Source organism: Pseudarthrobacter sp. RHLT1-30-1, assembly GCF_059383415.1.
Map to the genome: position 1 here is coordinate 110,439 of NZ_JBWZCG010000010.1, position 26,846 is coordinate 137,284.

Consider the following 26,846-nt stretch of genomic DNA (forward strand, 5'->3'; position numbering starts at 1 on the left):
ATGACATCTTTGTTGCGCTCTGCAATGGACCTTTCAGCTGCACTCGCGGCGGAGGTCCGCAGTAAGAAGTAGACGGTTCGTGCCTGGCTCGGTGCGGACCGAGACAGGAGAAATGTGGCCAAGGTCCGCGTACATGAGCTTGCTAAAGAGCTCGGTATTACTTCCAAAGATGCAGTAACCAAACTGCAGGAACTGGGCGAATTCGTTCGCTCTGCCTCTTCCACCATTGAGGCCCCCGTTGTGAGGAAACTCCGCAACGCATTCCCCGGCGCAGCAGCCGCTTCGAAGTCCGAAGCGCCCGCATCCGCCCCCAAGGCACCCGCCAGCCCTTCGGCAACCCGTCCGGCGCCCGCGCCGGCTCCGGCTGCCCCCGCAGCGCCGGCGGCTGCCGAAACCAAGACCGAGGCTCCGGCCGCAGCTGCACCGGCACCCAGTGCCGCTCCCGCAGCACCGGCAGCTCCCGCCGCACAGGCACCGGCTGCGCCCTCGACGGGCGCCAAGCCCGGCGCACGCCCGGCCCCCAAGGCCGAAACCCCGGCTGCTCCGGCACGCCAGGGTGGCTCGGCACCCCGTCCGGGCGGTCCCCGTCCCGGCAACAACCCGTTCGCAACGTCCCAGGGCATGCCCCGGGGCCGCGGCGGCGACAACGATCGTCCGTCGCGTCCGGGTAACAACCCGTTCGCGCCTTCCCAGGGCATGCCGCGTCCGGGCGGAAGCCGCACCGAGGGCGAACGCCCCGGCGGCCCCCGTCCCGCAGCAGGCGCTGGTGGTCCCCGTCCGGGTGCTCCCCGCACCGGCGGCGCTCCGGGTGCACGCCCGGGCGCTCCGCGTCCGGCTGGTGCAGCAGGCGCTGGCCGTCCGGCAGGCGCGGGTGGAAACCGTCCGACTCCCGGCATGATGCCTAACCGCACCGAACGTCCCGCACCCGCTGGTGCAGGCCGTCCCGGCGGCGGAGCCCGCGGCCCCGGCCGTCCGGGTGGCGCTCCAGGTACCGGTGCTCCCGGTGCCGGTGGCGGCGCTCCGGCCGGTGGAGGCTTCGGCAAGGGTGGCCGCGGTCGCGGTGGCACCCAGGGTGCCTTCGGCAAGGGCGGCGCAGGCCGTGGCAAGCAGCGCAAGTCGAAGCGTGCCAAGCGCCAGGAACTCGAGCAGATGAGTGCTCCGTCGCTGGGTGGCGTCAGTGTGCCCCGCGGCGACGGCAACACCGTCGTACGGCTTCGCCGTGGCTCGTCCATCACGGACTTCGCCGACAAGATCGAGGCGAACCCCGCAGCACTGGTGACCGTCCTCTTCCACCTCGGCGAAATGGCTACCGCCACGCAGTCGCTGGATGAAGAGACCTTCGCCCTGCTGGGCGAGGAGCTTGGCTACAAGCTCCAGGTTGTGTCCCCGGAAGACGAGGAACGCGACCTGCTCTCCGGCTTCGACATCGACTTCGATGCCGAGCTGGAAGCCGAAGGCGACGAGGAACTTGAGGCGCGTCCTCCGGTTGTCACCGTCATGGGTCACGTTGACCACGGTAAAACCCGCCTGCTCGATGCCATCCGCAAGTCCGACGTTATGGCGGGCGAGCACGGCGGCATCACGCAGCACATCGGTGCTTACCAGGTCACCCACGAGCACGAAGGTACCGATCGCAAGATCACCTTCATCGATACTCCGGGCCACGAGGCGTTCACCGCCATGCGTGCCCGTGGTGCGAAGGTTACCGACATCGCCATCCTCGTGGTCGCAGCGGACGACGGCGTTATGCCGCAGACCATTGAAGCCCTCAACCACGCGCAGGCCGCCAACGTGCCGATCGTCGTGGCCGTGAACAAGATCGACAAGGAAGGCGCCAACCCGGAGAAGGTCCGCGGCCAGCTGACCGAATACGGACTGGTTCCGGAAGAGTACGGTGGCGACACCATGTTCGTGGAGGTCTCTGCCCGCCAGAACCTGAACATCGACGAACTGCTCGAGGCTGTCCTGCTGACCGCAGACGCAGCCCTGGACATGCGCGCCAACCCGAACAAGGACGCCCGCGGTATCGCGATTGAAGCCAACCTGGACAAGGGCCGCGGCGCGGTCGCTACCGTCCTGGTTCAGTCCGGCACCCTGCACATCGGCGACACCATCGTGGCAGGTACGGCCCACGGCCGTGTCCGTGCGATGTTCGACGACGACGGCAGTGCACTGACCGAGGCCGGCCCGTCCCGCCCCGTGCAGGTACTGGGTCTGTCCAACGTCCCGCGCGCCGGCGACACGTTCTTCGTGACCGCTGACGAGCGCACCGCCCGCCAGATCGCCGAGAAGCGTGAAGCTGCGGACCGCAACGCCGCCCTGGCCAAGCGCCGCAAGCGCATCAGCCTGGAAGACTTCGACCAGGCCGTCGCCGATGGCAAGATCGACACCCTCAACCTCATCCTCAAGGGTGACGTGTCCGGTGCCGTGGAAGCCCTCGAAGACGCGCTGCTCAAGATCGACGTCGGCGAGGGTGTCCAGCTCCGTGTTATCCACCGCGGTGTCGGTGCGATCACGCAGAACGACGTCAACCTGGCGACGGTCGACAGCGCCGTCATCATCGGCTTCAACGTCAAGCCCGCCGAGCGTGTTGCCGAACTGGCAGACCGCGAAGGCGTGGACATGCGCTTCTACTCCGTCATCTACGCAGCAATTGATGACATTGAGGCAGCCCTCAAGGGCATGCTCAAGCCGGAGTACGAAGAGGTCCAGCTTGGCACCGCCGAGGTCCGCGAAGTGTTCCGTTCCTCCAAGTTCGGCAACATTGCAGGCTCGATCGTTCGCTCGGGTGTTATCCGACGCAACGTCAAGGCCCGCGTCAGCCGCGAAGGCAAGATCATCGGTGACAACCTCACCGTTGAGACGCTCAAGCGCTTCAAGGACGACGCCACCGAGGTCCGCACGGACTTCGAGTGTGGTATCGGTCTTGGCTCGTTCAATGACATCACCGAAGGTGACATCATCGAGACCTTCGAGATGCGCGAAAAGCCGCGCGTCTAAGTCGGTCCGCCTTCGGGCGAGTCAGCAGTAAAAAATGCGGGGCCGTTGGATTCTTCCGGCGGCCCCGCCCCTTCGCAAAACCCAACAATTGTGCGGGAGCCGTTCCGGCGCCGTCGTACATCCAAATTTTTAGGAGTGGAAATGGCTGATCCCGCACGGGCTGCCAAGTTGGCGCAGCGGATAAAGGTTGTTGTCGCTGAGGCGCTGGGCCGCAGGGTCAAGGATCCCCGGCTCGAGGGCGTCACCGTGACCGATGCGCGTGTGACCAACGATCTTCAGCATGCCACGATCTACTACACCGTGTTCGGAGACGAGCTGGTCCAGGCCGAGGCCGCAAAGGGGCTTGAAAAAGCCAAGGGCGTGCTGCGCCAGGAAGTCGGCCGGAACGTCACTGTCCGGCTGACCCCGACCCTCGAATTCGTGGCGGACCAGATCCCGGTCAACGCCTCCAACCTGGAGGAACTGCTCCGGGCCGCGAAGAAGCGCGACGCCGAGGTGGCCGCTCTCGCTGCCAGCGCGAAGCATGCCGGCGACGCCGACCCGTACAAGAGCGACACTCCGCAGGACGTGGAGCTCGACGAGGACGATTTCGACGAAGAGGACCTGGACCTCATCGACGAGGACGACGTCGACGAGGACAGCAACAAGTAGTCCAGCAAGAAGAGTAGTCCGGTAAAAGCCCAGGACTGCGAGGAAATGGCCGGCCCCGGCAGGGGACCGGCCATTTGCCGTCCGGGCGCGGACCGTGTGGCTAGTCCGCCAGCTTCACGTACACGACCTGGCCGTCCGGCGGGCCCTCGGGTCCGGGCAGGGCGTTGACCGTCGCGTAGAGCGTGTGTCCGCGGAGGTCCACGTCGGCCGCGAAGCCGGCGGCGAGCACCACCGTCTGGTCGCCCGAGTCCGGGTCAATTTTGAGGACACCCTCGCCGAACAGGGAGGCAACATACAGGTTGCCGTGGTCGTCCAGGGCAAGCCCCGTGGGCGACATGATGTCCTCGGCCACGAGCTTCACGTCGCCGTCGTCCGGGTCCACCTTGTAGACCGCGCCGCGCGGGCCGAGGGCCGGGTCTTCCGGTCCGCCCGGGAGCAGGGTGACGTACAGCCAGCCGTCGGACCCGACGACAACATCGGTGGGAACAGCCTCGAAGTCATACGTCGTTCCCACGACGCAGTCAGGCAGGCCGTTCGAGGCCGCAGCGTCAGCGGTGATCTCGTAGGGCCGCGGCGGCAGTACCGCGACCGTCCTGGTCTTGCCGCTGCGGGCGTCAACGGACACCACGCTGTTGGCCCCGGCATCTGCGACGTAGATCGTCTCGTCCGTGACAGCGATGCCGTACGGATGAGAATCAACCTCTCCTTCATAGCTGGCAGGCATATTGGCCGGCAACTGGGCCTCGCAGCCGTCCGGCAGGTCCCGGTAGCCGTACCGGGTATTGCCGTCGGCGTTGTCCTCAGTTTCCAGGGCGGCGAAGTCGCCAAGAGTCCGCTGGTGCCCGTCGTCGCCGATGATCCGGATGTGGCCGGCCAGCTCGGCCGGGTCAGGCCCGGCCCCCTGGCTCTCCAGGACGTACGTGTCACCGTCGCGCTGGGCGTTGCCTTCAACGCTCCAGTCCGGGGCTTCGTAGAGCACCGCCTGGTTTCCTCCGGAGTCGACCCGGGTCAGCCGGCCGGCGAACGTTTCGCTCACCGTGACTGAGCCGTGCCGGCCGGCGCTGACATGCAGCGGGCCCACCAGACTGCCGGTGAGCAGCACCGGTTCGGTAACGCCAGCGCCGCCGGCGGTTTGGCCAGCGCCGCCGGCGCTGGTTGTGCCCCCGGAACCGCCAGTGGCGGTGCCGGGGGCTGCGCCGGCAGCTGTCCCGGCCGTGAGAAACACGGCCGCGGCTACTGCCGTGGCTAGCATGGACAAACTCTTATTCATGGTTGGCTCCCGTGCCGAGTGATGAAATATTCACCTCGTTGAGACCACTGAGACCTATGTAGTGGCGGCCGGAGTACGCACGGCGGCCCCCCGTATTCGGATATTATGCCCTCGCTCATGCAAAGTCGATGTCTGCGTTGCGAGCCCGAATCTTCCCCGGCGCTCATCGTTGCTGGCTATGATCGGACCATGGCCACGGCACCCTCAGCTCCCGAAATCAACCGCCTCCTCGATCAGGCCATCCGGCTGGCCGCCGCCAATGTCGCCGCTGGCGGCGGACCGTTCGGTGCGCTCGTGGTGACGTCCGACGGTCAGGTCCATGAAGGCGTCAACCATGTCACCCGGGACAACGATCCCACCGCCCACGCCGAAGTCGTGGCCATCCGTGCGGCCGCGACAGCCTCCGCCAACTTCGATCTCACCGGCTCCGTGCTCTATGCCAGCTGCGAACCGTGCCCGCTGTGCCTCGCCGCTGCCCTGTGGGCCCGCGTGGACCGGGTCTATTTCGCCGCGGACCGTCATGCTGCCGCTGCCGCCGGCTTCGACGACGCGCTCTTTTACGAGTACTTCGAAGGGACCAGGCCGGATCTGATGCCGGTGCGCCATACGGCCGTCCCGGCGTCGGACGCCCCGTTTGTGGCTTGGCGCGACAACCCGGACCGCGTTGAGTACTGAGCCGGTTCCCGGACGCCGGGGTCTTTGGCCTCTGGGCCGGCTCCGCCCGGCGGCGTCCCATGGAACCATGACGCCGGTGACTTGGGAAGGCAGCGGACCGTGGCCTCCGGCCTGATCTCCTGCCCTCAGTGCGGGAAGACCAACCGCATTCCGGCGGCGGCCGCGGGCCACCCTCGTTGCGGGAGCTGCCGCAAGGACCTCCCCTGGATTGTCGACGCCGGGGACGCGGATTTTGCGGAAATCGCCGAGCAGTCCTCGACGCCTGCCCTGATCGATTTCTGGGCGGCCTGGTGTGGTCCGTGCCGGAGGGTCAGCCCCGTGCTGGACAAGCTGGCCCATGAACGTGCCGGCCGGGTCAAACTGGTGAAGGTCGACGTCGACAAGTCCCCGGCGCTCTCCCGGCGCTTCGACATCCAGGCCATTCCGACGATGCTGCTGATCAGGGATGGCAAAGTCGTGGCCCGGCAGACGGGGGCCCCGCCGGCTGCGGCCCTGCGCGAGTGGCTTGACGGGGCGCTGGCTGGCCGACCGTGACCGGCCCAGCGTGCCCGGACCAGCGTGACCGGCCCCCGTGGCCGGCCCACCGGTGAGATGGAGGAATTTATGACCGAAATACTGCGCTACGAAGTGGGTTCCGGGACGGTGCTGGTCGAGGTCGCGGATGGCAGCTTCGGCGTCGAACGCCCCTCCCGGAACGAGCAGGGCATCACCGACGCCGGGCGGCGGCTCGAGGATGCCTTGGCAGCCATCAGGCCGGCCGCGAACGCTGCGGCGGAGGTCCTGAAGGAAGTCGGGGCGGAGCATCTTGAGCTTCAGTTCGGTGTGAAGCTGGCCGGCGGGGCGGGGGCCATCATTGCGCAGAACTGCTCCGAGGCCCACTTCATCGTCAAGCTGTCCTTCTCCCGCACGCCCCCGGCCCAACCGTCACCAGAGGACGAGATCATGTTGTGAGGCTGCCGGACGGCGGCGGGGACCCAAGCACATGGGTGGGTGCTTCAGCGGCGGCTCCGCCGGGCCCGAAGGCCACCCAGGACAGGGGAGCCCATCCCCAGCAGGAAGCCGAAGTCGTACCAGTTCCCGGCGCGGGCCGTGTTGTAAAAAGGGAACTCGCTCCACTGCCCAAAGACATGCACTATCAGCACGATCCACGCCGTGATCCCGTTCCAGATGCCCCATAACAAGTCCTGCCACCACATGTGAACCTCCACGACCGAACCCGAACCCCAGTCCCGGGGCGGCGCCCCGGGCGGCACGCGAAATGCACGCGCTGCGCTTAGGTTAGGCGTTGTGGTGGCGCGCCGGTAGGGGCCTGGGACCCGACCGCCAGCCGTCAGGCCACCCTGGCCGGGAGTCGGCGGAGGCCTTCCACGAGATCAGCCTGGCTGCCGCAGAGGGCAATCCGGATCCAGCCCTCGCCGATCGAGCCGAAGGCCGTGCCGGGGGCAAAGGACACGCCGGAGTCGGCCAGGAAGCGCCGTACCCAGGATCGGACGTCGCCGCCGCTGACGTGGGACACGTCCGCCCAGAGGTAGAAGGCTCCTTGCGCCGTGAGGAACGGGATCCCGCGGGACGTCAACACCGCCGAGGCAGCGTCCCGGTTGGCCCGGTAGTGCGCGTGGGTGTGGCTGACGTAATCCTGCGGGCCGGTCAGGGCGGCCAGCGCCGCGTACTGCGAGGGTGAGGCGACACAGGAGACAATCGCCTCCATCACGTTGTTCATCCTCTGCTCCAGTCCGGGCGGGCAGATCAGCGCTCCGATCCGCAGCCCGGTCAGACCGTACGTCTTGGAGAGCGTGAGCGAGGTGAACACACGCGCCTCACCCGGGACGTCGCTGTCGAAGCGGGCGGGGCTCACATGCGGCACGTCGTACGTGAACGCCTCGTAGCATTCGTCCGAGATGATCCACAGGTCGTGCCGGACAGCGAGGGCGACGAGGCTGCGCGTGAGTTCCTCGCCCAGCACGGCGCCCAGCGGGTTCGACGGCGAATTAAGGATCAGCACCTTGGTACGCGGCGTGATGAGCTCCTCGATGTCCGCGATTCGGGGCTGGAAGTCGTGCTCGGGATACAGCGGGTACCTTACCGGGACGGCATGCAGCAGGCTGCTGGTCATGGCGAACGTCGGGTAGCCGGGATTGGGGATCAGGATTTCGTCGCCGGGGGAGAGCAGCAGGCTCATCGCGAAGTGCAGGCCCTGCTGGGCGCCGTCGACAACGTAAACGCGGTCCGCCGCAACCGGCGTCGCGTTGTGTTCCCGGAATCTGGCCGCGAACGCCTCGCGCAGGGCAGGGATGCCGGCATTGGGGGTGTAATTCGTTTCGTCCCGGTCCAGGCAGGCCATCCCGGCTTCGAGGATATGGCGGGGGACGGCAAAGCCCGGTTCGCCGATGCTCAGCACGATGGCGCCGGGCGTCTTCCAGGCGGCTTCGGTGATTTCGCGGATCTGGTTGATGGGGACGTCGCGGACGTGCGGTGCAAGCTCGGGCATGTCAGCCATCCTAACCGGCGCGGCCCGCGGCGCTGGGGGGAGCATCTGCGCAGATATACTGGGGAGCGTGCTTTCTGGACTGGTAATAGTGGACAAGCCGCAAGGCTGGACCAGCCACGATGTGGTTGGACGGATGCGGCGGCTCGCCGGTACCCGAAAGGTCGGCCATGCCGGGACGCTGGACCCCATGGCGACGGGCGTGCTGGTGGTCGGCATCAACAAGGCCACCCGGCTGCTGACCTACATTGTGGGCACGTCAAAGACGTATACGGCCACCATCCGGCTCGGCGAGTCGACCGTCACCGACGACGCCGAAGGCGAAGTCACGGCCACGCACAGCGCCGCTTCGGTCACCGAGGAAGCGGTCCGGTCCGGCGTCGAGGCCCTGACCGGGGAAATTGAACAGGTTCCCAGCAGCGTGAGCGCCATCAAGGTCAACGGGGAGCGTGCCTACGCGCGGGTCCGCTCCGGTGAAGAGGTCAAGCTGGCCGCCCGCCCCGTCACCATCCACCGTTTCGAAGTCCACGGCCTCCGTCGCGTTAGCGTGGGGGAGTCAGGCGGCGAGGCGCTCGACGTCGACGTCACCGTGGAATGCTCCTCCGGCACCTACATCCGGGCCCTTGCCCGCGACCTCGGCAACGCGCTCGGCGTCGGCGGCCATCTGACGGCCCTCCGCCGGACCCAGGTGGGGCCCTATACGCTGGACCAGGCGCGCACCCTCGAACAGCTCGCCGAAGAACTGGACGTGCTCGAAATGTCGCAGGCCGCGCGGGCACTGATGCCCAACCGTGAACTCAGCGACGAGGAAACCACCGAGATTTCCTTCGGCCGCAGGATCGCCGCGGGAGCGGCCGCCGGGACTCCTGGTGCCGCGACGCCGGAGCACCCGGCCGCAGGCTTCGCCCCGGACGGGACCCTCGTGGCCCTGCTCGCTGACAAGGGAAGCTACGCCAAACCGGTGCTGGTCTTCGCGCCGGACAACGAGAAGCGCGCACTCGCGCAGCCGCCGGCGGAACAGCAGGCCGGACAGTAGTGGACGCGTATTTCTACATCATCCTCGTGGTCGGACTGGTCTCCAGTGTTATCTGCCTGACCGCCGGCATCCTCAAGAAGGCCCCGAACGACACCACGATCCTGTCGGTGGCCGCCGTCGAACTCTCCTTGCTGGTGTATCTGGTCGGTTCGATCATCCGGGTCGCCGGCGGGGAACCCATCGCGGGGGAGCCGTGGGAGTTCTGGGGCTATTTGCTGACGGCACTCCTGCTGCCTGTCGGCGCGGTGTACTGGGCCATCCTGGAGCGCACCCGGTGGAGCAACTTCGTGCTGGCGGCCGTCGGCGTCACCGCCCTGGTGATGGCGGCTCGAATGAATCAGATTTGGTACTGACGTGAAAGAGGCAAAGAACGTGACGGCGAAACCTTCGCACGAGGACACCGGAGCGACGCCGGACGCAACGGCCTCCCCATCGGCTGCGGCCCCGGGAACGGCGGCCACGGGAGCGGCCGCCCCGGCGGCGGCCACGGGAACGGCCGCCCCGGCGGCGGCCGGAACGGCGCGGGATACCCGCAACACCGGCCCCGGCCGGCTGCTGATCGCGGTTTATGCCGTGTTCGCCATCTCGGCAACGGCCCGGGCGGGATTCCAGATTCTCACCAAGTTCTCCGAAGCCCCGTTGGCCTACCTGCTGTCGGCATTCGCCGCAGTGGTTTATCTCGTGGCTACGGTGTCGCTCGCGAAGGCCGGGCGCACCTGGTTCAGGGTCTCCGTAGTGGCGGTGCTGGTGGAACTGGTGGGTGTGCTGGTGGTGGGGGCGCTCAGCTTGTTCGATTCGGTGAATTTCCCGCATGAGACCGTCTGGTCCCTGTTCGGCCGAGGTTATGCGTTCATCCCGTTGCTGCTGCCGATTCTCGGCCTCATTTGGCTCTATCGCCGTCGTCCCGCGCCAAAGCGGGCCTAAGCACTTAGTCGGGGTTTTGATCGAGTTCCTGGAACAGCGTGATTTGCAGCCCGGCCGGGCCGGTAAGCCTTGAGTTCACGGAGCGCCACGGCGTTTCCCGCGGTTCCGCGATGAGACTGCCTCCCGCGCCCACAAGGTCGCGCGTGGCTGCTTCGGCGTCATCGACTTCGAAGGCGACCCGGATTTTAGCGCTCGGCTGACCGTCGGCCTCCACGCGATCGATGTACTGGACCTGTGCCGGGTTGGAGAGCTCCAGTGTGGCCCGGCCTGCTTCCAGGATTGTGATGCGTGCTTCACCCTCGCTGGGAACAATCTCGCGCTCCACGAGTCCGAGCACGTCGCGGTAAAACGTCAGGGCGGCCTCGTAGTCTTCCGTCTCGACGACGAGTCGCAGCTGCCGGACGGGAGGCGGGGTTCGGTTTTCGGTAGTCATACCCGAACCCTAGGACCATCGGGCGTGTCGCGGAATGCCCGTCGTTCCTAGGCTCCGTCCGGGACGGCGTCCGCGGCGCTGTCAGTCCCGGCGTCGAGGCCCAGGAGCCTGCGGCGCAGGCCCGGCCAGGCCGCTCCCAAGCCGGGATGCAGTTCCTTGGCCCCGACCAGCTCGACCGGCACCCACTGGAGCTCCAGGCTTTCCGGGTCGCTGATCACCGGGTCGAACTCCTCCACAACCTCGGCCGCGACGGTGGTGTACGTCCAATAGCCGACGTCGAACACTGAAGTAAACAGCACCCGGACGTTCTCCGGCGGGACGGCAGCTTCTTCCTCGGCCTCGCGGAGAGCGCCGCGGACTGCCTCTTCGCCCTGGTGCAGGGCTCCGCCCGGCAGTCCCCAGGTTCCGCCCTGATCGCTCCAAAGCGCGCGGTGCTGGAGCAGGACGCCCTTGGCAGCGTCGTGGACCAGCAGGCCGGCCGAGCCGAAGCGCCCCCAGAATCGTCCGCGGGCGCCCTCCACCCACGCGTCCCCTGGATCACGGGGACCGAGCGGGCGGCGGAGTTCGATCGGAAGTTCGTGTGAGTCCGCTCCGACGGGGCGGTAATCGCCGGGCCGAGCATTGTGGGTGTTCGCCGGGCTGGATGTCGGGGCAACAGGGCTGTCCATGCCTCAGTTTCCCACGGGCGCTGCCCGTCCCGGCCGAAGTGTGACCCCGCAGGACTCGCAGGAACCTCGGAGAGCTTCCCGGGCTGGCCCAGAACGGACATTCCAACGCGCGGATTGATGAGGGGGCATTGTGCGGTACGCCAATTGATCATTACTGTCACACCCCAGATCTAGTGTTTAGCCATGGACGAAGTTGGAGGTTTCATCCCGTTTCAGGCCGCCCGGTCTGGCGCCGAGATGCTCCTTGGATCTAATGGGCTGTCGCCCGCTCCAAACGCGGCGGATGACGTGGACTGTGCCCTGGATGGGGCGCTGGTACTGCTGCGCTCGGCAAAGGGGGCGGCAGTTTCTGATGCAGCGCTGTTCGGAGTGACCGAAGCCTCGGACTTTGCGGGCCGCGTGGAGGAGTTGTCCCGGATGGTGGACTTCCTGCAGCTTGTGGCCGCGGCGGCGGTGGACCGGACCCGGAGCCAGGCGGCGGCTTCAGCCAGGAACGCGGCTGCGGCGTCTGGTGCCGGTGCCCCTGCCGGCTGGTTGACCGGCTGGAACACTGAGCCGACGCCGACGCCGACGCCGACGGCTGCCGTGCCGGCGGCTGCCGGGCGGGAGGACGGTTGGAACGTGCCGGGTGGCGCGGATTGTGCGCAGGGCCGGGTCGATGACGGGTTCCGGAACAGCACGGAGTTCCTGCGGGCGCGGCTGCGGATTACCGCGGCGGAGGCCCGGCGGCGGCTGGCCCTGGCTTCGGAGGTTCTGCCGCGGACCGGGGTGTCGGGCCAGACCCTGCCGGCGGTGCGGGAGGAACTCGGGGCAGTCCTCGCCGCCGGGGACATCGCCTCACGCGCGGCGACCCTGATCAGTCTGTCCCTGGACCGGGTCCGGCACGTGGCCGCGCCCGGGGACGTTGCCCGGATGGAACACGCACTGACCTGCACTGCGGTGGAGAACGATCAGGATTTCCTGACCAGGATCGCGAAGCGCTGGACCGACGCCCTGGACCAGGACGGTGCGGAACCCAGTGAGCAGGAACTGCGCCAGCGCCAGGGCGCGTTCATCCGCCGGGTCCACCGCGGGCTGCAGCATCTGGAAATCTTCGCCACACCCGACCAGTTCGAACACCTGCTCACGGTCATGAACACCGCCACCAACCCGCGGACCGGCGCCGGACGCGGCGCGGGCACCGCCGAAAATCCCGGTCCTGAGGCCAGAACTGAAGCTGGCGCCAACGCCAACGCCAACGCCAACAACAACGCCGCCGCGAACTCCGGCTCCGGAGCGGCTGTGGACGCTGCAGTTGAGGACGATGCTGCTGCGGAGGAGTCGGCCGCGGCTGCGCGGCTGGATCAGCGCACCCGGCCGCAGCGGCTGCTCGATGGCCTGGTCGGTGCCTGCAAGGTGGCCCTCGCGGCCGGAGATCTGCCCGCCGCCGGAGGCCTGCGCCCCCAGGTGATGGTCACCATCGACTACCGGGACCTCCTTGAACAGCTCGGCGGCACCGGCCCGCAGACCCGCGCACCCGGATCCGGCACGGGGACCCTGATGTTCACCGGACCGGTCACGGCCTCGACGGTGCGGAAAATCGCCTGCGACGCGGACATCATTCCCCTCGTGCTCGGCGGCAACGGCCGCATCCTGGACATCGGCCGGGCCTCACGGGTCTTCCCGCCGCACATCCGCAAAGCCCTCACCGCCCGGGACGGCGGCTGCGCGTTTCCGCAGTGCCCGATGCCCGCGCCCTGGTGCGAGGCCCACCACATCAACTACTGGTCCCGCGGCGGAACGACCGGCACAGAGCAAGGCGTGCTGCTCTGCACACACCACCACCACGTCATCCACAAGGAACAATGGACCATCCAGGTCCGCACCGGCATCCCCTGGTTCATCCCGCCACCACACCTGGACCCACGCCAACTGCCACGCCGCAACCGCTACTTCCAGCTCGAATGAACCCGAAGCCGCCACCATCCGAAAAGTTGGATGGCAGGGATCAACAGCCCATCGGCTCACCGGTTCGGCATCGGATCAACGGTGCTGAAAGGGAGCGGTTCCCCGACTTCAAACGGTTCCGCACCCTGCGCGGGAGTCTGGGTGAACCAAACGTTCTCTTGCTTGTTTGCGAAAATGATCATCCGCTGGCTCCGCTCGAGCGGATCACCGTCCGGGTACGTGACTCCGGCTGAACAAGTGGCCGGCGTCGAGGCGATCCGGAGTGGCACAGGACCCGGGTCGCCCTTAAGGACGGCCTCGACTTCCACCAGATGGACGGTTGCCTTATAGCCGTAGATCGGGGTCTGCCCGTCGACGCCGACCGGCTTGCCGATGACGACAAGGGAGGCGTGGTCGAACTGGGCCTGGGGCGTCTCGAAATGGACCCAATCGACACAGATTTCGGATCCGCCGGTGGGCAGCAACGAGCAGCCACTCGCCAAGCCGCACGACAGCACCCCCGCGAGCGCCGCTTGTACTAGCTTGAGCATGTTCAGAACCTATCCGCCGCCGGACATTTGGTCTACGGCGAACTTTTAGGGCGCAGTTATTGAACGCTGGCACTGGGTCACCACGCGTCCCCCGCGGCTCGGGCCGGAGGTGTTACCGTATCTCGATGCGCAGCCGGGCGAAGCCGGGCTTGACGCCAAAACCCCAAGGGGGACGAACCTTGAACGAATCCGTGTGCATCCGAAGGACTTCGGCGGACGACCTTCCCGCACTGCTCGTGCATGAACCGCTGAACTCAAAGATAGCCGAGGGATTCCTGGAACGGCAGGGAGCCGGGAACCTGATTTATGCCACGGCGTGGACCGGGGGCACCCCGCACGGCGGGGCGGTGTTGGAGTTTCGGGCCGGTTCTGTCCCTGAGCTCAAGCACCTTTTCGTGTATGCGGGCAGCAGGGGAGCGGGGATCGGAGGTGCGCTTTGCCGCTGGCTGGAAGAACAGGCGAAGCTTGCCGGCCACTCCGGGATCATGCTTGGGGTGGAGCCCGGCAACGCAGCCGCACTCAGTCTTTACGCAGGCCTCGGCTACCGGCCCACTGGTGCCACGGCAACATGCTCCTATGAAGTTCCCGGCGCTGACGGCACCCGGAGAGCTGCCACGGAAACTGCCGCGATCTACCACAAACGGCTCGGACCTGCTCTGGCCGTCGAGGCTCCCGCCGGTGGTGAACCAAGCCCGCCCGCACCCTCCCGCGTCGTCTTTTATGGCGTGACGGGCAGCGGCAAGTCCTCCGCCGCCCGTGCCTACGCCCAGGCCACCGGACTTCCAGAGTTCTCGGCAGACGACGACATCGGCTGGCTGCCCGGGTGGCAACAGCGCTCGGTCGAGGAACAGCGCGACATCGCAGCAAGCATTGCAGCCAGGGACCACTGGGTGCTGGACAGCGCCTATGGGGTCTGGCGTGACGTTGTACTGCCGCGGGCGGAGCTGATCGTGGGCCTTGACTATCCTCGCAGGCTCTCGCTCGCCCGGCTGATACGCCGCACACTGCGCCGGGCTTTGACTCGGGAACCCGTATGCAACGGCAACCAGGAAACCATCGCCCGGATCTTCATCAACGACTCGATTATTCGGTGGCATTTCCGTTCGTTCACACGGAAGCGCCAAGTGATGCGGGGCCTTGCGGCAGACCCCGGGATGCCCACTACGATCCTGTTCCGCCATCCCCGGGAACTCGAAACCTGGCTCGCGGATTTGCCCGTCCCATCCGGGCAGGCCGAAAGCCTCTGAGCGGACATCGACGCACGGCTACGCTGGGGGAATGGCTGGATTCAAGGCCCCATGGGAACTGCCGAACGCTGAACGAACTTCCCTGCTGAGGGCCGTCAAGGCATTCCACACCTTTGCCTGGGTCACAATCGAGGCCTGCATGGTCTACGTCCTGTATGCCGGTCTCCGCGGCCGAACCGACCGGAGGGTAGGCGTGGCCGCCGGCGTCGTGACCGCCGAGACGCTGGTCTTCGCCGCCAACTGTTTTCACTGCCCGCTCACCGCTGTGGCCAGAGACCTGGGCGACGAGAAGGGCTCTGTCACGGACATCTACCTGCCGCATTGGTTCGCCAGGAACCTGCCGGGCATCCATGTTCCCCTGATCCTGGCCGCTGTGTTGCTGCACTGGCGAAACCACCGTGCTGCCACGGGCGCCACTGCGCGCCTCAGTCCCGTCAAGTTGCCGGCCACCGCCGGGGACCGCTAGCGCAGCGGGTTGCCTTCAGGATCCACGCGGAAGTGCTCGATGACCTTGTTGGTCGCCGTGTCGATGATGATCACGGAGTCCGCCGGCCAGGACGGATCGGCAGCCACGGTATACGGAACGTCCGTGATCAGCGTGGGCCGCCCGGCGTCGTTGATCTCCCGGTTGAAGGCATCGACAACCTTGTTCGTCCTGGTGTTGATGGCAACCGTTTCGTGGGGGAGCCCCGCCGCGCTGCCGTTGGCCGGCGTGGCGTTCCACCAGCCCTCGTAGCCCCCGACCGCCGGTCCCGACGGCGCGGCCGCGCCCGCCGCTGTGGACGCCGCCGGTGTACCGGCGCTCCCGGCGGCTTCTGCCGCGCCGCCGCAGGCGGTGAGCGACACTCCCGCGGCGACGATCAGGCAAACAGCGGCAAGCGGCGCCCTGGCAGCGATGTTCATGATGGTGTCCCCCAACACTGTGCCTGTCCGGCGGTCTCCGGAGCAGATGGGATGACCCTACCAGCGCCGGTTCAAAGTCGGTGGAGCAGCCGGCTGGCCCGCGACAAGTGCGGGGAAATCGGGCCCCGCCCGGCGAACCCAGGGCAGGGCGCCGCCTACTTTTTGCCGAACAGTCCGCCCAAAATGCCGCCGAGGCTGCCGTCGTCCTTTTTCTGCTCCTCCGGCTGGCTCTCCGGGAGATCGACGTCGATCACCTCACCGGGGCGCGGGGCGCCGCCGGCGTTCTGGCCCTGGGGGTAGGCCTGCGGTTCGAGCGGTGAGTCCTGCCGGGCGTCCGGAACGGCGGCGGGCGAAGACTGCTGGCCGCCGCCGAACAGCCCGCCCAGCAGATCGCCGAGCCCACCCATCCCGCCGGCGCCGCCAGCCGCACCGGCGCCGCCAAGCATCCCGCCGAGAATTCCGCCGAGGTCAATGCCGCCGGCCTGGCCGGACCCGCCGGCGCCGCCGGACGCGTCGGCACCGGATTGTCCGCGACCTCCGAGGACCTTGTTCGCAAGGTACGACATCACGATCGGGGCCAGGATCGGCAGCAGCTTCTTGATCAGGTCACCACCGACGCCGCCGAGCTGGGAGGTCCCGGCCAGCTGGCTGGCCACCTGGTCCTGCTGCCCGCCGAAGACATGGCTCACGATCTTTTCACCGTCCGCGGTATCCACCTGCGAGACATCGACCCCGCCCTCCAGCAGCGCGTCCTGGTGCTGGCTGAGCGCCGATTCAAGCGAGGCGGCGCCGCCGGAAGCCTGCGCGTTGTTGTGCATGCCAGCCAGCAGCGTGGGCACTGCGGCCTCCACTGCGGCCTGCGCGGTCTGCTGGTCGGTGCCGAGGAGGCCGGCAATCTGGTCTACCGGGATTTGCCTCAGGATGTCGTGGAGCTCTGTCATGGTGTACTCCTTCAGCCGCATGTCACTGCGGGCCTCGCTGGAAGCGGCACCCGCGCAGGCGCCGTCGGACTGTTGCTCTTGCATCCTAGTTCGGGCTCCCTCGACGCGATAGGTCCCTGCCCGGGGCCGGACAGTTCCGTCGGAGGCGCGCGGCGTTTGCAGGTAATCTAGGAGAGTTCCGGAGCCGGCAGGTTCTCCGGAGGAGCATAGGGCAGTAAGCAAAAGGCGAGGTTGATGGTCCACATCTGGAACGATCCGTCCGAAGTCCCCGCGGACTTTGGTCCTTCCGTCGTTACGTTCGGCAACTTCGACGGTGTACACCGGGGCCACCAGCAGGTGCTGTCGCAACTCATCCGCGCCGCCCGCCTGAACCACGCCCGCGCCGTCGCCATCACCTTCGACCCGCACCCGGCGCAGGTCCATCGCCCGGAATCGGCCCCTGAGCTGATTATGGGCCTGGAGGACAAACTCGTGGCGCTCGGCGAGCTGGGCCTGGACGCAGTGCTGGTGATGAAGTACTCGCTCGAGTTGGCCAGCCTCACCCCTGAAGAATTTGTCGCGGACATCCTGGTCGGCAGCCTCAAGGCCAGCCATGTGGTGATCGGCCATGATGCCCGGTTCGGCCGGGGAAACTCCGGGGACCTGGAGACCATGCAGGAACTCGGCCGGAAGCTCGGCTTCGAGGTGCTGGTCATCAGCGAGTTCGGCTATGAAGGCTTTCCGTTGCACGGCGACGTGTACGACGAGGGACACGGTGCAACGCACGACGACGGCGGCAAGGACCGCCGCTGTTCCTCCACCTGGGTACGGGAGGCACTGCGGGAGGGCGACGTCGCCACCGCGGCTGCTGTCCTGGGACGGTCACACCGGATGCGCGGCGAAGTGGTGCACGGCGCAGCGCGCGGCCGCGACCTGGGCTTCCCGACCGCCAACCTCGCTTCCGACGCCAGCGGCTACATCCCGGCGGACGGCATCTACGCCGGCTGGCTGGTGGACCAGGCCGGAACGCGCTGGCCGGCGGCCATCTCCGTAGGGTCCAACCCCACCTTCGACGGCGTCAGCCGCCAGGTGGAGGCGCACGTGATCGACCGGCCGGACGAGGCTGTCGAGGACTTCAATCTGTACGGCCAGACAGTAGTAGTGGAATTCGTCGCCCGGCTGCGGGGAATGGTGGCGTACCGTGGCCCTGAGGCGTTGGTGGACCAGATGCGCCTGGACGTGGTCCAGGCCCACAACATCCTGTTCGGACGCGGAACCGACGCGCTAAACCGCCGCGCTGAACCACCTGGGCCGAACCGCCGGGGGTAAGGAAGGCAAGAAACGTGACCATTGAGAAAAACACCAGGGAACTGGACAAGGACATTGTCCGGGACTTCAGCTCCCGGATGAGCTACGCGTCCTACCTGCAGCTCCCGACGCTGCTGAGCGCCCAGCAGCCGGTCAGCACGCCGGAGCACCACGACGAGATGCTGTTCATCATCCAGCACCAGACCACGGAACTGTGGCTCAAGCTGGTCCTGCATGAGCTCCGCAGCGCCGCCGCCTGGCTCCGCACCGACGATCTGGGCTCGGCCTTGAAAGCGATTGCCAGGGTCAAACACATCCAGAAGACCCTCACCGAGCAGTGGTCTGTCCTGGCCACCCTCACCCCCACGGAGTACTCGCAGTTCCGCGGCTTCCTGGGCAACTCCTCCGGCTTCCAGTCCAGCCAGTACCGCGCGGTCGAATTCCTGCTGGGCAACAAGAACCGCAAGATGCTGCCGGTGTTCGAATCCGATCCCGAGGCCCACGCCATGCTGCTGGAACTCCTCGAATCCCCGAGCATCTACGATGACTTCCTCGCGTACCTGAAGCGGCAGGGCTTCGACGTTCCCGCCTCGCTGCTGGAACGGGACGTCACCAGAGCGCACGAATTCTGCCCCGAGCTGGTCCCGGTGTTCAAGCACATTTACGAGAATGCCGCAGACAACTGGGGTGCCTACGAGGCCTGCGAGGAACTGGTGGACCTGGAAGACAATTTCCAGCTCTGGCGTTTCCGGCATCTGCGCACGGTGCAGCGGACCATCGGCATGAAGTCCGGCACCGGCGGCTCCAGCGGCGCTGCCTTCCTGCAGAAGGCGCTGGAACTGACCTTCTTCCCGGAACTCTTTGCCGTCCGGACGGAGATCGGACAGTGAGCGCCCCCGACCCGGAGACGGCGGGCCAAGCGGCGGAGCCTACGGCACAGTCCTTGACACAGTTCGCAGCCCAGCCCACCGACGACCTGCTGCAGCGCGCCCGGGCACTGGACGCCGCGGACCCGCTGGCCGCTTACCGGGGCCACTTCATCGGCACCGACACCGACCTGTCCTACCTGGACGGCAACTCCCTGGGCCGCCCGCTCAAGCGCACCGTCACGGACATCAGCGGCTTCATCCAGGACAGCTGGGGCGGCCGGCTGATCCGCGGCTGGGACGAGGAATGGCTTGAGCTCCCGCAGGCAATCGGCGACCAGCTCGGCCGCACGGTCCTGGGCGCCGCTGCCGGGCAGACCATCATCGCCGACTCCACCACGGTGGTGCTGTACAAGCTGATCCGGGCCGCGCTGGCCGCCGTTACGGACCCGGCCCGCACCGAAATCGTGCTGGACACGGAGAATTTCCCCACCGACCGCTACCTTGTCGAGGGCATCGCCCGCGAAGAGGGGCTCACACTGCGCTGGATCGATGCCGACCCCGCCTCCGGCGTGACTGTCGAACAGGTGCGGGCCGCCACCGGCCCGGCCACCGCCGTCGTCCTCCTGAGCCAAATCGCCTACCGCTCCGGGTACCTGGCAGACCTGCCGCGGATCACCGCCGCCGTGCACGACGCCGGTGCGCTGGTCGTGTGGGACCTGTGCCATTCCGCCGGGTCGGTGGAGATTTCCCTGGACGCCGCCGACGTCGACTTCGCCGCCGGCTGCACGTATAAATACCTCAACGGGGGACCGGGCTCGCCCGCGTTCGCCTACGTCAACGCCCGGCACCTGCCCGGTCTGCGGCAGCCGATCTGGGGTTGGATGGGCCGCAAGGACGCCTTTGAAATGGGCCCCGGCTATGAGCCGGCCGCCGGAATCCGCGGGTTCCTCAGCGGCACCCCGGCCGTGTTCGGGATGCTCGCGATGCGCGGCACCCTGGACCTGATCGAGGAGGCGGGCATCGCCGCGGTCCGGGAGAAGTCCCGCCGGCTGACCGCGTTCGCCGTCGAACTCCACGACGCCTGGCTCGCACCGGCGGGTGTTGAACTCTCGACGCCGCGGGACCCGGAGCAGCGCGGAAGCCACATCACCGTGGACCATCCCGCGTTCCGGGAAATGACGGCGGCACTCTGGGACCAGGACGTCATCCCGGATTTCCGCGCGCCGCAGGGCCTCCGGATCGGACTGTCACCGCTGAGCACGTCCTTCACCGAGCTGTACCGGGGGATGGCCGCCATCCGCGACCGGCTCGCGGAGAGCCGTTCCGGGCAGTAGCCGGACCGTTTCGACAAGATCAGCGGCGTGCCGGTAAACTAAACGTTGGATCTGGCTGCAGTCCGTGGCGGCTTGCTCTTGTTGTGTACGGAAAACTTCCTCTTCGGAGGAGGAACGCCGGCGCGGCACCCCCGACAGTGAGTTACTGATTCGGGCCTCACGGCACATCTCTAGGAGTTATTGTGGCACTTGAAGCCGCTGTAAAGACGTCCATCATCCAGGATTTCGCAACGTCCGAGGGCGACACCGGTTCGCCGGAGGTCCAGGTTGCAGTCCTGACTCAGCGGATCAAGGATCTCACTGAGCACATGAAGGTGCACAAGCACGATTACCACACCCAGCGCGGTCTGCTGGCCATGGTTGGTCGTCGCAAGCGCATGCTGACCTACCTCAAGAACACTGACATCACCCGCTACCGTGCGCTCATCGAGCGTCTCGGCCTGCGCCGCTAGTCAGCTTTAAGGGGCGGCCCCTTCCGGACCGGAAAGGGCCGCCTTCTTCAAATAAAACTCAACAGGAGGATCAACCGCATCACGCATTCGCGGTCTTCGGTAGTGACTTCCGGGAACGGCTTCAACGAGTGAAGCCCTAGCCCGTGGGTCTCGATCGACGACCGGGTGCAGTGCAGGCCAGCAGACAGACGCTGGACTGGGTTGATGCGGCTGGACTCCGTGAACCATGAAACGGAGGTGACTCTCTATGGAGGGTCCCGAAATCCAGTTCTCAGAAGCAATCATTGACAATGGCCGCTTCGGCAAGCGTGTAATCCGCTTTGAAACCGGCCGCCTTGCCAAGCAGGCAGCCGGCGCAGCGATGGTCTACATCGACGAAGAGACCGCGCTGCTGTCCGCCACCACCGCCGGCAAGCACCCGCGTGAAGGTTTCGACTTCTTCCCGCTGACCGTCGACGTCGAAGAGCGTATGTACGCCGCCGGCCGCATCCCGGGGTCGTTCTTCCGCCGCGAAGGCCGTCCCTCCACGGAAGCCATCCTGGCCTGCCGCCTGATGGACCGCCCGCTGCGCCCCGCCTTCGTCAAGGGCCTGCGCAACGAGGTCCAGATCGTCGTCACCGTGCTGTCCATCAACCCGGACGAGCTCTACGACGTGGTTGCGATCAACGCGTCCTCGATGTCCACCCAGCTTTCCGGCCTGCCCTTCTCCGGCCCGATCGGCGGCGTCCGCGTTGCCCTCGTCGCCGACGAGCACGGCTCGCAGTGGGTCGCGTTCCCGAAGCACTCCCAGCTCGAGAACGCCGTCTTCAACATGGTCGTTGCCGGCCGCATCAAGAACGACGACGTCGCCATCATGATGGTTGAAGCCGAAGCCACCGACAACTCCTGGAACCTCATCAAGGAACAGGGCGCCACCGCCCCGACCGAAGAGGTTGTCTCCGAGGGCCTCGAGGCTGCCAAGCCGTTCATCAAGGCACTCTGCGAAGCGCAGTCCGACCTGGCAGCCCGCGCCGCCAAGCCGACCGTCGAGTTCCCGGTCTTCCTGGACTACCAGGACGACGTCTACGCCGCAGTTGAGTCCGCTGCCGCGCAGAAGCTGGCCGCTGTCTTCCAGATCGCCGACAAGCAGGAGCGCGACACCGCCTCCGACGAGCTCAAGGATGAGGTCACCTCTTCCCTGGCTGGCCAGTTCGAAGGCCGCGAGAAGGAGCTGTCCGCAGCTTTCCGCTCCGTCACCAAGCACGTCGTGCGCCAGCGCATCCTCACGGACCAGATCCGCATCGACGGCCGTGGCCTGACGGACATCCGCCAGCTCACCGCCGAGGTTGAAGTTCTGCCCCGCGTCCACGGCTCGGCCATCTTCGAACGCGGCGAGACCCAGATCATGGGTGTCACCACGCTGAACATGCTCAAGATGGAACAGCAGATCGACTCGCTGTCTCCCGTCACGCGCAAGCGCTACATGCACAACTACAACTTCCCGCCGTACTCCACCGGCGAGACCGGCCGCGTCGGTTCCCCGAAGCGCCGCGAAATCGGCCACGGTGCCCTCGCGGAGCGCGCCATCATGCCGGTGCTGCCGTCCCGCGAGGAATTCCCCTACGCCATCCGCCAGGTGTCTGAGGCTCTCAGCTCCAACGGTTCGACGTCGATGGGTTCCGTCTGCGCCTCCACGCTGTCCCTGCTCAACGCAGGTGTGCCGCTGAAGGCCGCTGTTGCCGGTATCGCCATGGGCCTGGTCTCCGACCAGGTTGACGGCCAGACCCGCTACGCCGCCCTGACCGATATCCTCGGCGCCGAAGATGCCTTCGGAGACATGGACTTCAAGGTCGCCGGCACCGCCGAGTTCGTTACGGCCATCCAGCTGGACACGAAACTCGACGGCATCCCGGCCTCCGTCCTGGCAGCCGCCCTGAAGCAGGCCCGCGAAGCCCGCCTGCACATCCTGGACGTGCTGAACTCCGCGATCGACACCCCGGACGAGCTCTCCGAGTTCGCGCCGCGCGTCATCGCGGTCAAGATCCCGGTAGACAAGATCGGCGAGGTCATCGGCCCGAAGGGCAAGATGATCAACCAGATCCAGGAAGACACCGGAGCCGACATCTCGATCGAGGACGACGGAACTGTCTACATTGGCGCCACGAACGGCCCGTCTGCCGACGCAGCACGGTCCGCGATCAACGCCATCGCCAACCCGCAGATCCCGGAAATCGGCGAGCGCTACCTGGGCACGGTCGTCAAGACCACGACCTTCGGCGCCTTCGTTTCCCTGACTCCGGGCAAGGACGGTCTGCTGCACATCTCCGAGCTGCGCAAGATCGCCGGCGGCAAGCGCGTGGACAACGTCGACGACGTCGTCTCCGTCGGCCAGAAGATCCAGGTGGAAATCACCAAGATCGACGACCGCGGCAAGCTCTCCCTGTCACCCGTTGTGGCTGACGAGGCGGGCTCAGAGAACGCTGACGACGCTGAGGTTTCCCTGGAGACCGCAGAGTAGTCTTTCTTGAACCAAGTGGCGGGGGGGGTGGGGCCCCCACCCGTCCCCCCCCCATTCAAAACCGGCGGAGGTTCATGCCCCCGTTCCCGCCGCCGCGACCGGACTGCCGGGGCAGCGTCCCGCTGGTACGATGGCAGGCAGATTTGGCATGTGTTTACTGAAAGGCCTTGATGACTGTCGTCCCCCTGCCGCTTGAGCAGAACCAGCACGCTGACACCCTGATCCACGGCGCCGACGGCGGTTCCGAGGTGCGCCGTTCGGTGCTGCCCGGCGGCGTCCGTGTGCTGACCGAGGCGATGCCGGGCCAGCGCTCGGCCACCATCGGCTTCTGGGTCGGCGTCGGCTCCCGCGATGAGGCCCCCGGCCAGCACGGCTCCACCCACTTCCTGGAGCACCTGCTGTTCAAGGGCACCAAACGGCGCACCGCCCTGGAGATCGCCTCGGCTTTCGACGAGGTGGGCGGGGAATCCAACGCCGCCACGGCGAAGGAGAGCACCTGCTACTTCGCCCGAGTGCTGGACACCGACCTGCCGATGGCGATCGACGTCATCGCGGACATGATCACCGGCGCCGTGCTGGACCCGCAGGAGATGGAGCAGGAACGCGACGTCATCCTCGAGGAAATCGCGATGGACAGCGACGACCCCACCGACGTCGCCCACGAACACTTCGTCGCCGCAGTGCTGGGCACGCACCCGCTGGGCCGCCCGATCGGCGGAACCCCGGACGCCATCCGCGCCGTCGCCCGCGACTCGGTCTGGGACCACTACCGCCGCTACTACCGCCCGGACGAGCTCGTCATCACCGCCGCTGGGGGACTGGACCACGACGTCGTCTGCGGACTGGTCGTGGACGCCCTGCACTCCGCCGGCTGGAGCCTGGAGCCCGACGCCGCACCGGTGCAGCGCCGCTCCACCGACCGCGCCGCCATCACCGGCACGGCCGGGCTGCACGTGATCAAGCGCCCCGTGGAGCAGGCAAACATCATCATGGGCTGCCCCACCATTGTCGCCACCGACGACCGCCGCTTCGTGATGAGCGTCCTGAACGCGGTGCTGGGCGGGGGCATGTCCTCCCGGCTGTTCCAGGAAGTCCGCGAAAAGCGCGGACTGGTCTACTCGACCTACTCCTTTGCCTCCTCCTACGCCGACGCCGGCTACTTCGGCATGTACGCCGGGTGCACCCCGTCAAAGGTCCGGCAGGTTGTTGACCTGCTCGGCGCCGAACTCGACAAGCTGGCCCGGGGCGGAATCTCCGACGAGGAACTCCGCAAGGCCGTCGGGCAGCTGTGCGGCGGGATCGTGCTGGCTCTGGAGGATACCGGCTCCCGGATGTCCCGGCTGGGCCGCGCGGAACTGGTCTCCGGCGAATACCAGGACATCGACGAGACCCTGCGCCAGATCAAGGCCGTCACGGCCGCCGAAGTCCAGGAGCTGGCCCGCGAACTCGCGGCCGCCCCGCGGACCGTGACCGTGGTGGGCCCCTTCGCGGAAACCGAGACCTTCGGCCTCTAGGTCCGGACTCTGGCCCCGGCCCGGCGGGCCCCTGAGCTGGGCCTGCACCGGCCGAAGAAGGCAGGTCCGGACCTAGACAGGGTGGGCGGCACCGCGTGATGATGGGGACGGGCTCACGCGGGAGGAACTCCACTTGGGAGGAACCATGGACCGTCCGCTGTCAGGCAGTGCCCACGAGGCGCTTGAGGTGTTCCTGGGGCACTGGACCGGCACCACGCGGTGGGAGGCCACGCCCTGGGGCCCGGCGCGTTCCGCTGCCATTGAACTGACCTTCGCCCGTGCGGCCGCCGGCCGGGCCGTCACCCACAGCTACCGGCACACGGAGGCCGACGGCGGCCGTTCCGAGGGCCACGGTGTGTTCACGATGGACCCGGACCGTCCGGACACCCTCTGGTACCACGTCAACAGCATGGGCCTGCCGCCGGAAGCGCCGGCCCGTGCCAGCTGGCAGGACGGCGTCCTCACCATGGAACGGCGCAGCGAGCGCGGCACGTCCAGGCACACCTTCCGGGTCGACGACGGCGTGCTGACCCACAGCGCCGGGCTCCGGCTCGGCGCCGCAAGCGAATTCACGCCCTTTATGACCTCCGTCTGCCGGCCCACGGCCGAGGATGCCACCGCCACCGCCTGACGCAGCCGCCGTAGCCGCAGGATCCTTACGCCGCCCCTCGGGACGATTGCAGCGGCCCCCAACGACCAGCTTCCCAAACCGTTGCCATAACGTTGCAAAGCCGACCTTGAAATCCGTTGACACGATCTGCGCTGCATCATAGGTTTGCCGTAATCTGAATCACCTTTCAGGTTCAGCGCATGATCCAGTCAGTTCCCGCCAGATTCCGCGGATTCTCAACGAAAGGCATCCCGTGAAGGATACAAAGAAGTTCCTGATGGCCGCCGTGATGGCCACCGGGCTCGCCCTCAGCGCCTGTGCGCCCACTGCCGGCAGCGCAGCGCCAGCCGCGTCGGGCAGCACCAAGGCCGCCGAGCCTGTCAATGTCGGCATCATCTACTCCAAGACCGGACCACTGGCAGCCTACGGCGCCACCTACTACGAGGGCCTGCAGGCGGGCATCGAGCACGCCACCGGCGGGACCGGCGAAGTCAACGGCGCCAAGATCAACCTCACCTACGCCGACGACGGCGGCGACCCGGACAAGGCCGTCACGGCCGCGAAGGACCTGATCGGCAAGGGCTACAAGATCATCGGCGGCACCGTCGTCTCCGGCATCGCACTCAAGCTGGCCGAACAGGCCGCCCAGAACAAGGTCCTCTACATCTCCGGTCCCGCCGCGACCGACGCGATCCAGGGCATCAACAAGTACACCTTCCGCTCGGGCCGCCAGAGCCTGCAGGACGTCGCCACCGCCGGCTCGTTCATCGACACCAACGGCAAGAAGGTCGTCGTCTTCGCGCAGGACAACGCCTTCGGCCAGGGCAATGTCGCCGCCGTCAAGGCCGTCCTCGGAGCCAAGGGCGCCAATGTGGAGGCCGTCCTGGTTCCGGACGGACAGGAGCTCACCCCGTTCGCCCGCCAGCTCATCGACGCGAAGCCGGATATGGTTTTCGTGGCCTGGGCCGGGGCAACGTCCGGCACCATGTGGCAGACCCTGAGCCAGCAGGGCGCCTTCGACGCCGCACCGGTCGTCACCGGGCTCGGCGACGCCGCCACCTTCGGCGCCTACGGCGAGGCCACCTCCAAGATCAGCTTCCTGAACCACTACTTCCCGGGCGCCTCGGGCACCGAGGTGGAAAAGAAGATGATCGCCGCGGTCGAGAAAGCCGGCAAGAAAGCCGATCTGTTCACCCCCGACGGCTTCGTCGCCGGCCAGATGATTGTCCAGGCCATCAAGGAAGGCGGCTCCGACGCCGACGCCATGGTCAAGGCGCTCGAGGGCTTCAGCTTCGACGGACCCAAGGGCAAAGTCACCGTCCGCGCCTCGGACCACGCCCTGGTCCAGGACATGTACCAGGTCAAGCTGGTCCAGACCGGCAGCACCTTTGCGCCCGAGCTGATCAAAGTGGTTGCGGCCGACACCGTCGCCCCGCCGGAAAAGAAGTAGCCCGGCGGGGGGGGGGGGGGGGGGGGAGAGGGGGGGGGGGGGAGAGGGGGGGGGGGGGGGGGGCACCACCCCCCCTTCACTTTCTCCCTCCGCGGCACCGGCATATCGACAGGAGCATCCATG

Annotated in this window: 27 protein-coding genes; 19 read left to right on the forward strand and 8 right to left on the reverse strand. The window is 67.2% G+C overall.

Annotated features, from left to right (window positions below):
- The first annotated feature begins 114 nt into the window (after positions 1-114).
- Positions 115-3,000, forward strand: a complete 2,886-nt coding sequence (gene infB / locus AC50YM_RS09580) for a translation initiation factor IF-2 (RefSeq protein WP_494956712.1) — start codon at positions 115-117, stop codon at positions 2,998-3,000.
- Positions 3,001-3,141: 141 nt separating this feature from the next.
- On the forward strand, positions 3,142-3,651 hold the full coding sequence (rbfA, locus tag AC50YM_RS09585) for a 30S ribosome-binding factor RbfA (RefSeq protein WP_494890228.1): 510 nt from the start codon (positions 3,142-3,144) through the stop codon (positions 3,649-3,651).
- Positions 3,652-3,751: 100 nt separating this feature from the next.
- Here rbfA and AC50YM_RS09590 read toward each other — a convergent pair whose 3' ends face one another.
- Positions 3,752-4,903, reverse strand: a complete 1,152-nt coding sequence (locus tag AC50YM_RS09590) for a ScyD/ScyE family protein (protein WP_494956713.1) — start codon at positions 4,901-4,903, stop codon at positions 3,752-3,754.
- A gap of 207 nt (positions 4,904-5,110) precedes the next feature.
- Between AC50YM_RS09590 and AC50YM_RS09595 the strand changes: the two genes are divergently transcribed.
- The 3 genes from AC50YM_RS09595 to AC50YM_RS09605 all read left to right on the forward strand — a co-directional run bounded on the left by AC50YM_RS09595 (position 5,111) and on the right by AC50YM_RS09605 (position 6,547).
- Entirely contained in the window at positions 5,111-5,596 is a 486-nt protein-coding gene (locus AC50YM_RS09595; protein ID WP_494956714.1) for a nucleoside deaminase, read from the forward strand.
- A 99-nt stretch (positions 5,597-5,695) separates the two neighbouring features.
- On the forward strand, positions 5,696-6,130 hold the full coding sequence (gene trxA, locus AC50YM_RS09600; RefSeq protein WP_494956715.1) for a thioredoxin: 435 nt from the start codon (positions 5,696-5,698) through the stop codon (positions 6,128-6,130).
- Between the two features lie 69 nt (positions 6,131-6,199).
- Positions 6,200-6,547, forward strand: coding sequence for a CU044_2847 family protein (locus tag AC50YM_RS09605; protein WP_494956716.1), 348 nt, complete (start codon positions 6,200-6,202; stop codon positions 6,545-6,547).
- A 44-nt stretch (positions 6,548-6,591) separates the two neighbouring features.
- Here the strand turns inward: AC50YM_RS09605 and AC50YM_RS09610 are convergent, their stop codons facing one another.
- Both AC50YM_RS09610 and AC50YM_RS09615 read right to left on the reverse strand, forming a co-directional pair.
- Positions 6,592-6,792, reverse strand: a complete 201-nt coding sequence (locus tag AC50YM_RS09610) for a hypothetical protein (protein ID WP_494956717.1) — start codon at positions 6,790-6,792, stop codon at positions 6,592-6,594.
- A 134-nt stretch (positions 6,793-6,926) separates the two neighbouring features.
- The gene (locus tag AC50YM_RS09615) at positions 6,927-8,084 is read right to left on the reverse strand and encodes a pyridoxal phosphate-dependent aminotransferase (protein WP_494956718.1); all 1,158 of its coding nucleotides are present in this window, start codon (positions 8,082-8,084) and stop codon (positions 6,927-6,929) included.
- A 67-nt stretch (positions 8,085-8,151) separates the two neighbouring features.
- Here AC50YM_RS09615 and truB point away from each other — a divergent pair, with 67 nt between their 5' ends.
- From truB to AC50YM_RS09630, 3 genes are read left to right on the forward strand one after another with little or no spacing between them, the layout of a single operon-like run.
- A complete protein-coding gene (gene truB / locus AC50YM_RS09620; RefSeq protein ID WP_494956719.1) occupies positions 8,152-9,117 on the forward strand; it encodes a tRNA pseudouridine(55) synthase TruB in 966 nt (321 codons plus the stop codon).
- Entirely contained in the window at positions 9,117-9,470 is a 354-nt protein-coding gene (locus AC50YM_RS09625; protein ID WP_494956720.1) for a hypothetical protein, read from the forward strand. Before truB ends, AC50YM_RS09625 begins: the two co-directional genes overlap by 1 nt.
- 19 nt (positions 9,471-9,489) lie before the next feature.
- The gene (locus AC50YM_RS09630; protein ID WP_494956738.1) at positions 9,490-10,041 is read left to right on the forward strand and encodes a hypothetical protein; all 552 of its coding nucleotides are present in this window, start codon (positions 9,490-9,492) and stop codon (positions 10,039-10,041) included.
- Positions 10,042-10,045: 4 nt separating this feature from the next.
- On the opposite strand, the gene AC50YM_RS09635 is transcribed toward AC50YM_RS09630, so the two are convergent.
- Both AC50YM_RS09635 and AC50YM_RS09640 read right to left on the reverse strand, forming a co-directional pair.
- Positions 10,046-10,474 carry a VOC family protein gene (locus AC50YM_RS09635; RefSeq protein WP_494956721.1) on the reverse strand — a complete coding sequence of 143 codons (429 nt, stop codon included), beginning with the start codon at positions 10,472-10,474 and terminating at the stop codon, positions 10,046-10,048.
- A 47-nt stretch (positions 10,475-10,521) separates the two neighbouring features.
- Positions 10,522-11,043: an NUDIX domain-containing protein gene (locus AC50YM_RS09640; RefSeq protein ID WP_494956739.1), complete on the reverse strand. Its 522-nt coding sequence runs from the start codon at positions 11,041-11,043 to the stop codon at positions 10,522-10,524.
- Between the two features lie 282 nt (positions 11,044-11,325).
- On the opposite strand from AC50YM_RS09640, the gene AC50YM_RS09645 reads away from it, so the two are divergent.
- Positions 11,326-13,089, forward strand: a complete 1,764-nt coding sequence (locus AC50YM_RS09645; protein ID WP_494956722.1) for an HNH endonuclease signature motif containing protein — start codon at positions 11,326-11,328, stop codon at positions 13,087-13,089.
- Positions 13,090-13,145: 56 nt separating this feature from the next.
- On the opposite strand, the gene AC50YM_RS09650 is transcribed toward AC50YM_RS09645, so the two are convergent.
- Entirely contained in the window at positions 13,146-13,619 is a 474-nt protein-coding gene (locus AC50YM_RS09650) for a hypothetical protein (RefSeq protein WP_494956723.1), read from the reverse strand.
- A gap of 179 nt (positions 13,620-13,798) precedes the next feature.
- On the opposite strand from AC50YM_RS09650, the gene AC50YM_RS09655 reads away from it, so the two are divergent.
- A complete protein-coding gene (locus AC50YM_RS09655; protein ID WP_494956724.1) occupies positions 13,799-14,866 on the forward strand; it encodes a GNAT family N-acetyltransferase in 1,068 nt (355 codons plus the stop codon).
- 31 nt (positions 14,867-14,897) lie between these two features.
- Positions 14,898-15,332: a hypothetical protein gene (locus AC50YM_RS09660; protein ID WP_494956725.1), complete on the forward strand. Its 435-nt coding sequence runs from the start codon at positions 14,898-14,900 to the stop codon at positions 15,330-15,332.
- Here the strand turns inward: AC50YM_RS09660 and AC50YM_RS09665 are convergent.
- Together AC50YM_RS09665 and AC50YM_RS09670 are read right to left on the reverse strand one after the other, a co-directional pair.
- On the reverse strand, positions 15,329-15,769 hold the full coding sequence (locus AC50YM_RS09665) for a hypothetical protein (protein WP_494956726.1): 441 nt from the start codon (positions 15,767-15,769) through the stop codon (positions 15,329-15,331). The two genes, AC50YM_RS09660 and AC50YM_RS09665, sit on opposite strands and share 4 nt — an antisense overlap.
- Positions 15,770-15,924: 155 nt before the next feature.
- Positions 15,925-16,710, reverse strand: a complete 786-nt coding sequence (locus tag AC50YM_RS09670) for a DUF937 domain-containing protein (RefSeq protein ID WP_494956727.1) — start codon at positions 16,708-16,710, stop codon at positions 15,925-15,927.
- 234 nt (positions 16,711-16,944) lie between these two features.
- Between AC50YM_RS09670 and AC50YM_RS09675 the strand changes: the two genes are divergently transcribed.
- From AC50YM_RS09675 to AC50YM_RS09710, 8 genes are all read left to right on the forward strand, one after another.
- Complete coding sequence (locus tag AC50YM_RS09675; protein WP_494956728.1) at positions 16,945-18,018, forward strand: bifunctional riboflavin kinase/FAD synthetase; 1,074 nt, start codon at positions 16,945-16,947, stop codon at positions 18,016-18,018.
- A 14-nt stretch (positions 18,019-18,032) separates the two neighbouring features.
- On the forward strand, positions 18,033-18,887 hold the full coding sequence (kynA, locus tag AC50YM_RS09680) for a tryptophan 2,3-dioxygenase (protein ID WP_494956729.1): 855 nt from the start codon (positions 18,033-18,035) through the stop codon (positions 18,885-18,887).
- Between the two features lie 53 nt (positions 18,888-18,940).
- On the forward strand, positions 18,941-20,200 hold the full coding sequence (kynU, locus tag AC50YM_RS09685) for a kynureninase (protein WP_494956730.1): 1,260 nt from the start codon (positions 18,941-18,943) through the stop codon (positions 20,198-20,200).
- Positions 20,201-20,382: 182 nt separating this feature from the next.
- Complete coding sequence (gene rpsO / locus AC50YM_RS09690; RefSeq protein ID WP_069951170.1) at positions 20,383-20,652, forward strand: 30S ribosomal protein S15; 270 nt, start codon at positions 20,383-20,385, stop codon at positions 20,650-20,652.
- A 247-nt stretch (positions 20,653-20,899) separates the two neighbouring features.
- Positions 20,900-23,149 (forward strand): polyribonucleotide nucleotidyltransferase, encoded by a 2,250-nt coding sequence (locus AC50YM_RS09695; RefSeq protein ID WP_494956731.1) that lies wholly within the window; start codon positions 20,900-20,902, stop codon positions 23,147-23,149.
- 170 nt (positions 23,150-23,319) lie between these two features.
- Entirely contained in the window at positions 23,320-24,663 is a 1,344-nt protein-coding gene (locus AC50YM_RS09700; RefSeq protein WP_494956732.1) for a M16 family metallopeptidase, read from the forward strand.
- A 145-nt stretch (positions 24,664-24,808) separates the two neighbouring features.
- Positions 24,809-25,294 (forward strand): DUF1579 domain-containing protein, encoded by a 486-nt coding sequence (locus AC50YM_RS09705; protein WP_494956733.1) that lies wholly within the window; start codon positions 24,809-24,811, stop codon positions 25,292-25,294.
- Between the two features lie 232 nt (positions 25,295-25,526).
- Positions 25,527-26,723, forward strand: coding sequence for a substrate-binding domain-containing protein (locus AC50YM_RS09710; RefSeq protein ID WP_494956734.1), 1,197 nt, complete (start codon positions 25,527-25,529; stop codon positions 26,721-26,723).
- Positions 26,724-26,846: the final 123 nt, after the last annotated feature.

Coding starts and splice junctions, on each gene's coding strand:
- rbfA (WP_494890228.1), top strand. CDS start 3,142: ATGGCTGATCCCGCACGGGCTGCCAAGTTGGCGCAGCGGATAAAGGTT.
- AC50YM_RS09590 (WP_494956713.1), bottom strand. CDS start 4,903: ATGCTAGCCACGGCAGTAGCCGCGGCCGTGTTTCTCACGGCCGGGACA.
- AC50YM_RS09595 (WP_494956714.1), top strand. CDS start 5,111: ATGGCCACGGCACCCTCAGCTCCCGAAATCAACCGCCTCCTCGATCAG.
- AC50YM_RS09605 (WP_494956716.1), top strand. CDS start 6,200: ATGACCGAAATACTGCGCTACGAAGTGGGTTCCGGGACGGTGCTGGTC.
- AC50YM_RS09610 (WP_494956717.1), bottom strand. CDS start 6,792: ATGTGGTGGCAGGACTTGTTATGGGGCATCTGGAACGGGATCACGGCG.
- AC50YM_RS09615 (WP_494956718.1), bottom strand. CDS start 8,084: ATGCCCGAGCTTGCACCGCACGTCCGCGACGTCCCCATCAACCAGATC.
- AC50YM_RS09635 (WP_494956721.1), bottom strand. CDS start 10,474: ATGACTACCGAAAACCGAACCCCGCCTCCCGTCCGGCAGCTGCGACTC.
- AC50YM_RS09645 (WP_494956722.1), top strand. CDS start 11,326: ATGGACGAAGTTGGAGGTTTCATCCCGTTTCAGGCCGCCCGGTCTGGC.
- AC50YM_RS09650 (WP_494956723.1), bottom strand. CDS start 13,619: ATGCTCAAGCTAGTACAAGCGGCGCTCGCGGGGGTGCTGTCGTGCGGC.
- AC50YM_RS09660 (WP_494956725.1), top strand. CDS start 14,898: ATGGCTGGATTCAAGGCCCCATGGGAACTGCCGAACGCTGAACGAACT.
- AC50YM_RS09665 (WP_494956726.1), bottom strand. CDS start 15,769: ATGAACATCGCTGCCAGGGCGCCGCTTGCCGCTGTTTGCCTGATCGTC.
- AC50YM_RS09670 (WP_494956727.1), bottom strand. CDS start 16,710: ATGACAGAGCTCCACGACATCCTGAGGCAAATCCCGGTAGACCAGATT.
- AC50YM_RS09675 (WP_494956728.1), top strand. CDS start 16,945: ATGGTCCACATCTGGAACGATCCGTCCGAAGTCCCCGCGGACTTTGGT.
- AC50YM_RS09695 (WP_494956731.1), top strand. CDS start 20,900: ATGGAGGGTCCCGAAATCCAGTTCTCAGAAGCAATCATTGACAATGGC.
- AC50YM_RS09700 (WP_494956732.1), top strand. CDS start 23,320: ATGACTGTCGTCCCCCTGCCGCTTGAGCAGAACCAGCACGCTGACACC.
- AC50YM_RS09705 (WP_494956733.1), top strand. CDS start 24,809: ATGGACCGTCCGCTGTCAGGCAGTGCCCACGAGGCGCTTGAGGTGTTC.